This window comes from Escherichia albertii NBRC 107761 = DSM 17582 (assembly GCF_000759775.1).
GTDB classification, from domain to species: domain Bacteria; phylum Pseudomonadota; class Gammaproteobacteria; order Enterobacterales; family Enterobacteriaceae; genus Escherichia; species Escherichia albertii.
In genome coordinates, this window is sequence record NZ_BBMY01000059.1 from 1 (window position 1) to 1,653 (window position 1,653).

Consider the following 1,653-nt stretch of genomic DNA (forward strand, 5'->3'; position numbering starts at 1 on the left):
GATTGAAACCTCTGCCCGTTATCTGGGGACCGGCAGTCAGTGGAGTGTATCCGGCCCGCACATTAAGCCCGGGAAGGATTTCTGGTTTTACGTGCGCAGCGTCAACCTGGTGGGGAAATCTGCTTTTGTGGAAGCCAGTGGCCGGGCCAGCAATGATGCAGAAGGGTATCTGGGGCTGTTTCGGGAAAAAATAGGAAAACTGCATCTGGCTCAGGGGCTGTGGGAGCTGATAGACAACAGCCAGCTTGCGGATGAGATGGCGGAGATGAAGACCTCCATCACCGAAACCCGCAATGAAATCACACAGACGGTCAGTAAAACGCTGGAGGACCAGAGCGCCACCATACAGCAGATACAGCGCGTGCAGAAGGACACAAATGATGACCTTGCTGCACTTTACATGCTGAAGGTACAGAAAACAAAAAATGGCATACCCTATGTTGCCGGTATTGGAGCGGGGATTGAGGATACTGATGGCCAGCCCCTGAGCAACATACTGCTGCTGGCTGACCGTATTGCGATGATTAACCCGGAGGACGGCAACACCACGCCGTTATTTGTGGCGCAGGGGAATCAGTTGTTCATGAAGCGGCTGTTTGCGGTGAGTATCACCTCGTCCGGCAATCCCCCGACGTTTTCCCTGACGCCGGAGGGCAGGCTGACCGCAAGAAATGCTGATATCAGCGGTAACGTGAATGCGAATTCCGGGACGCTCAACAACGTCACGATTAACGAGAACTGTCGGGTTCTGGGAAAACTGTCCGCGAACCAGATTGAAGGCGATCTCGTTAAAACAGTGGGCAAAGCTTTCCCCCGGGATTCCCGTGCACCGGAGCGGTGGCCATCAGGGACCATTACCGTCAGGGTTTATGACGATCAGCCGTTTGACCGGCAAATTGTTATTCCGGCGGTGGCATTCAGCGGCGCTAAACATGAGAGAGAGCATACTGATATTTACTCCTCATGCCGTCTGATAGTGCGGAAAAACGGTGCTGAAATTTATAACCGTACCGCGCTGGATAATACGCTGATTTACAGTGGCGTTATTGATATGCCTGCCGGTCACGGTCACATGACGCTGGAGTTTTCGGTGTCAGCATGGCTGGTAAATGACTGGTATCCCACAGCAAGTATCAGCGATTTGCTGGTTGTGGTGATGAAGAAAGCCACCGCAGGCATCAGTATCAGCTGAATTTTATAACCCATATACGGGCGCCAGAAATGGCGCCTTTTTTATTGCAGAAAAGCGAGAGGTAATTATGCGTAAATTATGTGCTGTTATTCTGTCCGCAGTAGTCTGGCTGGTTGCCGCTGGTACGCCAGCGAGCGCAGCAGAGCATCAGTCCACTCTAAGCGCCGGGTATCTTCAGACCCATACTGATATGCCAGGCAGCGATGACCTGAAGGGCATTAACGTGAAATACCGTTATGAATTTACGGACACGCTGGGGCTGGTGACGTCATTCAGCTATGCAGGAGACAAGAATCGCCAGCTTACCCGTTACAGCGATACCCGCTGGCATGAAGATTCCGTGCGTAACCGCTGGTTCAGCGTAATGGCGGGGCCGTCTGTGCGCGTGAATGAATGGTTCAGCGCGTATGCGATGGCGGGTGTGGCTTACAGCCGTGTGTCGACTTTCTCCGGGGATTATC

Annotated in this window: 2 protein-coding genes; both read left to right on the forward strand. The window is 52.9% G+C overall.

Annotation, left to right across the window (positions count from 1 at the left end):
• A partial coding sequence (locus EA14781_RS11980; protein ID WP_042335689.1) for a phage tail protein occupies window positions 1-1,192 on the forward strand: 1,192 nt, incomplete at its 5' end.
• Window positions 1,193-1,259: 67 nt separating this feature from the next.
• On the forward strand, window positions 1,260-1,653 hold a 394-nt coding region (locus EA14781_RS11985), incomplete at its 3' end, for an Ail/Lom family outer membrane beta-barrel protein (RefSeq protein WP_042335690.1).